This window comes from Subtercola boreus (genome assembly GCF_003399635.1).
Classification (GTDB): domain Bacteria; phylum Actinomycetota; class Actinomycetes; order Actinomycetales; family Microbacteriaceae; genus Subtercola; species Subtercola boreus_B.
In genome coordinates this window covers 1-4,499 of the sequence record NZ_NBXB01000059.1, presented here as the reverse complement: position 1 = coordinate 4,499, position 4,499 = coordinate 1, and the positions used below count along the sequence as shown (strand labels likewise).

Here is a 4,499-nt window from a genome sequence, read left to right as displayed (position 1 = left end):
AGGACACGCTGGACAGTGCGGTGGAAACCCGCGCTGAACGCGTTCGCGATCACCTTCGCCGACCGCTGGCCGGCAGCAGAAACCTACTAACCAAAAATGCTGGAAACACCGAAAACGTTACAGACCCAATCTCTGCCCAGTTCTCCACTGATATCACCCTCCAAGGGTCTAACAGAGGGGTCAGAATTCAACCGACGCCACGGGGTCAGTATTCACCAGTCGTCGACAACTCCGGCGATGGCTTGGATGTTTTCGAGTTTCGCGGCCTGCGGGCCGTGTTCGAGCATCAACATGCTGGCAGCGTCCACGATTCGTTCGCGGGTTGCCAGGCCCTTGGCTGTGAAGGTTTGGTTTGTGTGGGTGTCGGTAGCGGATGCGGTCATGTCGAGAACTCTACCGTTTTTGTAGTTGTCACTCCATTATGGTTCGGTCATGATTGCAGTATTCATTCCAATCGAAAGTAGGCACCCATGGTAAGCGACCTCAGTGGTAAGACAGCTCTGATTACCGGATCGACTAGTGGCATCGGCCGGGCAACCGCGGAACGACTTGCGGGGGAGGGCGCCCATGTCATCGTCAGTGGGCGTGATCAGACTCGGGGCGATCTTGTGGTCAAAGCGATCCGCGACGCGGGTGGTGCCGCAGATTTTCTTGCAGCGGACCTCGCCGACGCTGCAAGCGTCCGAGCTCTCGCGGCCCGCGCACGCGAACTCGGTGGTGGCCGGATAGATATTTTGGTCAATAATGCAGCAATTTTCCCGTTCGGCCCCACACCGGATGTGACCGAGGCGGAGATCGACGCGACCGCCGCGGTGAACGTGAGAGCACCGTTCGTCCTTGTCGCTGAGCTCGCGCCGGGGATGGTCGCTCAGGGTTCAGGCGCGATCGTGAACGTCTCAACGATGGTCGCCAATTTCGGGATGCCCGGAATGGCGCTTTATGGTGCGAGCAAGGCCGCCCTCCAGCTCCTGACCAAAGCGTGGGCTGCAGAATTCGGCCCCCACGGGGTCAGGGTCAATGCGGTGAGCCCGGGGCCGACTCGCACAGAGGGGACCCTTGGCATGGGCGACGGTCTTGATCAGCTCGCCGCGACCACTCCGATCGGGCGTCCGGGGGAAGTAGAGGACATTGCTGGCGCCATCGCTTTCCTCGTCTCGGACTCCGCCCGGCACATCCTCGGCGCGATCCTGCCCGTCGACGGCGGCCGAATCGCCATCTAGCCCGAACCACAATTCCCGGATTGTCGTCATCGGAACCCCGCCACGTTTCGTGTGCAGAGGGTGAGGTGCTCCCGAAACGGGCAAAGAACGCTCAAATCCGCTGCCCTTCGAGAACAACCTCCAACGCACTAGATCCCGCTCGGTCCAGATTTTCACTGATTGTAAGGAGCACAACGACAGATGACAATTGCTACTCCCATTGCCGACCAGGTAGCTGAGATGGACAACGCAACCCCGCCCTCGGCAGTGAAGGACGCGTTCGCGGCGGCACGGCAGTTGAAGATCGACGCCGGGCTCGACGGTCTCGCGAAGATCGGTACCCGTTTCCCAGACGGTGACCTCCGCACCGAAACGGGTGAGGCAACCACCTTCGCCGACTCAGTCAGGGACCGCCCGGCAGTGGTGATCTTTTACCGGGGTGCGTGGTGCCCCTACTGCAACATCGCCCTCCGCACCTATAACGCTGCACTCGCAGCACCTCTCGCCGACCGCGGGGTGGCGTTGGTAGCGATCAGCTCGCAGGCCCCAGATGGTTCCAAAGCCATGAAGGATACACATGATCTCGCCTTCACTGTTCTGTCCGATTCCGGTAGCCAGCTTGGACGTGTCCTCGGGATCGTGAATGTCGCAACCCCCGAGGAACTCGCGACGAACACGATGATCGGGTTCGATCTGGCATCAATGAACGGTGACGGCACCACCGACATCCTCTTCCCGACCGCCGCGATCGTCGACGGGGACGGCATTCTTCGATTCCTTGACGTGCACGTGGACCCCACCACCCGCACAGAACCCGCCGACATACTCCATGCCCTCAACCAACTCGGGCTCTGAGACACCAGCGGGAAACTGAGACGCGGTTTCTTTTACGACTACTTGAGTTACGGCAATATTGCCGTGAAAGGGAAAGATGACGTCAATTACCATCCTTGGAGGGACCGGGTACACCGGTCGTAACGTTGCGCGTGAGGCGGTTAGCCGAGGCCATGAGGTGACCTCGTTCAGCCGACATGCGCCCGAGGCACCCGTCGAAGGAGCCCGGTATCTCACGGGTGCAATCTCGGATCAATTGGCTGGTTTAGTAGACGCCTCCGACGTGGTCATCGGAGCCCTCGCCCCCGCTGGGGAACTCGAAGCCGGACTACGGGGTGTGTATTCCGAGCTCAGCAGGTTAGCCGCAACGAAAGGTAAGCGGATAGGAATCGTTGGTGGGTACAGCGCTCTGCGCTCGGCCCCTGGGGCGGAGCGTTTCGCGTACACCGGGGATGTGCCACCCCAGTTCGCACTCGCGGCGCGGGTGATGGCTGAGGTGGTAGACGATCTGGAGAACAACTCGGAGCCGGGGTTGGACTGGTTTTACATAAGCCCAGCTGCCGGATACGGGTCGTACGCGCCCGGCGAGAAACTGGGCCGTTACCGCACCAATGGGAACGTTGCCATCTACGAGGCTGACGGGTCCTCCACGATATCCGGGGCAGACTTCGCCACAGCAATCGTCGACGAGATCGAAACCCCCTCGCATTCGCGCCAACACTTCGGGGTAGCAAACTAACCCGGGCCCCGGGCTTTGACTGGGCCGCTAGAGAATTACGAGCGCAGCGGACGGTTGCGTATGCTGCAATTACCTGATTTGGGAAGAGGGACTTACTGATGACCGGTGCTGACCGTGTGATTACTGCTTTGCGTACTGGGCATGAAAGCCTTGTGCAGTTTGTTTCTGCGCTGAGCGACAAGGATCTCTCACACGCCTCTGGCGCTTCTGAGTGGGATGTCTCGGGGGTGCTGAGCCACCTGGGCAGCGGGTCGATCCTCGGGTTGGCCACGCTCGAAGCCGCGCTGGCGGGCGAGGCGAGGCGAGGGCGTGACTTTAACCAGTCGGTGTGGGACGAATGGAACGCGATGGCACCCCGTCAAAGAGCCGATGGTTTCGTGGCGGCAAGTGCGGCTCTGGTCGAGGCCTACGAAGCTCTCGATGCCGACACGCGCGAGGATCTGCGCATCGATATGGGTTTTCTGCCCGCACCGGTCGATGTTGCCACCGCAGTGCGCATGCGACTGAATGAACAGACTTTGCACGCGTGGGATGCCCGGGTGGGCTTTGATGAAACGGTCACCCTCGCGCCCGAGGCAACCGAAGAACTGCTGGGCTCAAGCGGCGATCTGCTCGGCATCATCAGCAAAACCGATCAGCTGGGCGGGCGGCAAGAGTTGCTCGCGATCATCACCACCAACCCGTCGAAGGTGTTTGCATTGCAGCTCGCCGAGCGTGTGAGTATCGACTTCGAACCCGACACCTCGGCCGGTAGCGTCGCGGCGAGTTCTGGCACCCTCACCCTTCCCGCCGAAGCGTGGCTGCGACTCGCCTCGGGCCGTCTCGATCCGCGGCACACACCGAGCGGCATCACCGCCACGGGCGCAGCCGATCTCGACCTGCTCCGCCACGTATTCCGGGGCTACTGAACGGACAGAGCTCCCGATCTGCGCGGTCCAGCCCGACGTTTGCAGCGGCTGGACCGTTGCTTGGGCGTTCCCTCAACGGTTGACGAGCGAAGAAATACCCGGCGCCCTCCACCAGGGTCGGGTATGCGCGGGTGTCGACGAAGAACCAGGACACCGACCGGCAAGAGCAAGATCTCCTCGGCGCTGGGGTGCGCCGCGACGACCTGTATGTCGATCATGGGGTGAGTGGGGCCAGGGCGAGCCGGCCGGAGTTTGATCGGGCGGTGTCGGCGTTGCATGACGGTGACACTCTGGTGGTGACGACGCTTGATCGTTTGGGCCGGTCTACTGACGGCGCTCAGCGAAATTCCCCAGAGTTGTTCATCGAAGTTCCCCGGGTCGCGTGGGTAGGTTAGCGCAGGTTTGTGCCGGTGGTGACGCGTCGGAGTTGCTCGGCGGCGGCGTGGTGGTTGCGGAGCCGGTAGGACGCTCCGTCGAGGGTGACGACGACGGATCGGTGTAGGAGTCGGTCGAGCATTGCGGCGGCGACGGTGGTGTCGCCGAGGATCTGCCCCCATGCTCCGACGGGCCGGTTCGTGGTGATCACGATCGAGGTCTTCAAGTACCGCTGGTTGATGACCTGAAATAGTGCCGAGGCGGCCTCGCCAGGCAGCGGGAGGTAGCCCAGCTCGTCAATGATGAGGAGCGTGGGCTGTTGACGCCGACCGAATGTGATGCCGTTTCTGCCGATTGAAAACAGGGCCACCTAGCCACTATGGAAGGTGATCAATTTGGATGACTGGGCAAAGATTCGGCATTTGCATTCGATGGGTTTGCACT

General features: G+C 61.5%; 5 protein-coding genes and 2 pseudogenes. 5 read left to right on the top strand and 2 right to left on the bottom strand.

The genetic code is table 11. The features are described from left to right. Positions 1-212: 212 nt before the first annotated feature. Positions 213-383 (bottom strand): hypothetical protein, encoded by a 171-nt coding sequence (locus B7R22_RS19370; protein ID WP_172582552.1) that lies wholly within the window; start codon positions 381-383, stop codon positions 213-215. A gap of 87 nt (positions 384-470) precedes the next feature. On the opposite strand from B7R22_RS19370, the gene B7R22_RS18175 reads away from it, so the two are divergent. The 5 genes and pseudogenes from B7R22_RS18175 to B7R22_RS18155 all read left to right on the top strand — a co-directional run. After that, complete coding sequence (locus B7R22_RS18175) at positions 471-1,220, top strand: SDR family NAD(P)-dependent oxidoreductase (RefSeq protein WP_116413102.1); 750 nt, start codon at positions 471-473, stop codon at positions 1,218-1,220. 180 nt (positions 1,221-1,400) lie between these two features. Further along, a complete protein-coding gene (locus B7R22_RS18170; RefSeq protein ID WP_116413101.1) occupies positions 1,401-2,054 on the top strand; it encodes a peroxiredoxin-like family protein in 654 nt (217 codons plus the stop codon). A 76-nt stretch (positions 2,055-2,130) separates the two neighbouring features. Then, positions 2,131-2,772, top strand: coding sequence for an NAD(P)-dependent oxidoreductase (locus B7R22_RS18165; RefSeq protein WP_116413100.1), 642 nt, complete (start codon positions 2,131-2,133; stop codon positions 2,770-2,772). 98 nt (positions 2,773-2,870) lie between these two features. Next, the gene (locus B7R22_RS18160) at positions 2,871-3,680 is read left to right on the top strand and encodes a maleylpyruvate isomerase N-terminal domain-containing protein (protein ID WP_116413099.1); all 810 of its coding nucleotides are present in this window, start codon (positions 2,871-2,873) and stop codon (positions 3,678-3,680) included. A 116-nt stretch (positions 3,681-3,796) separates the two neighbouring features. Beyond that, positions 3,797-4,009, top strand: a pseudogene (locus B7R22_RS18155) (recombinase family protein); the annotation flags it as partial. A 62-nt stretch (positions 4,010-4,071) separates the two neighbouring features. On the opposite strand, the pseudogene B7R22_RS18150 reads toward B7R22_RS18155, so the two are convergent. Next, positions 4,072-4,371, bottom strand: a pseudogene (locus tag B7R22_RS18150) (ATP-binding protein); the annotation flags it as partial. Between the last annotated feature and the right edge of the window lie 128 nt (positions 4,372-4,499).

Bases quoted from the DNA above. Each gene is read 5' to 3' on its own strand.
- B7R22_RS18170 (WP_116413101.1), top strand. From the start codon at position 1,401: ATGACAATTGCTACTCCCATTGCCGACCAGGTAGCTGAGATGGACAAC.
- B7R22_RS19370 (WP_172582552.1), bottom strand. From the start codon at position 383: ATGACCGCATCCGCTACCGACACCCACACAAACCAAACCTTCACAGCC.
- B7R22_RS18165 (WP_116413100.1), top strand. From the start codon at position 2,131: ATGACGTCAATTACCATCCTTGGAGGGACCGGGTACACCGGTCGTAAC.
- B7R22_RS18160 (WP_116413099.1), top strand. From the start codon at position 2,871: ATGACCGGTGCTGACCGTGTGATTACTGCTTTGCGTACTGGGCATGAA.
- B7R22_RS18175 (WP_116413102.1), top strand. From the start codon at position 471: ATGGTAAGCGACCTCAGTGGTAAGACAGCTCTGATTACCGGATCGACT.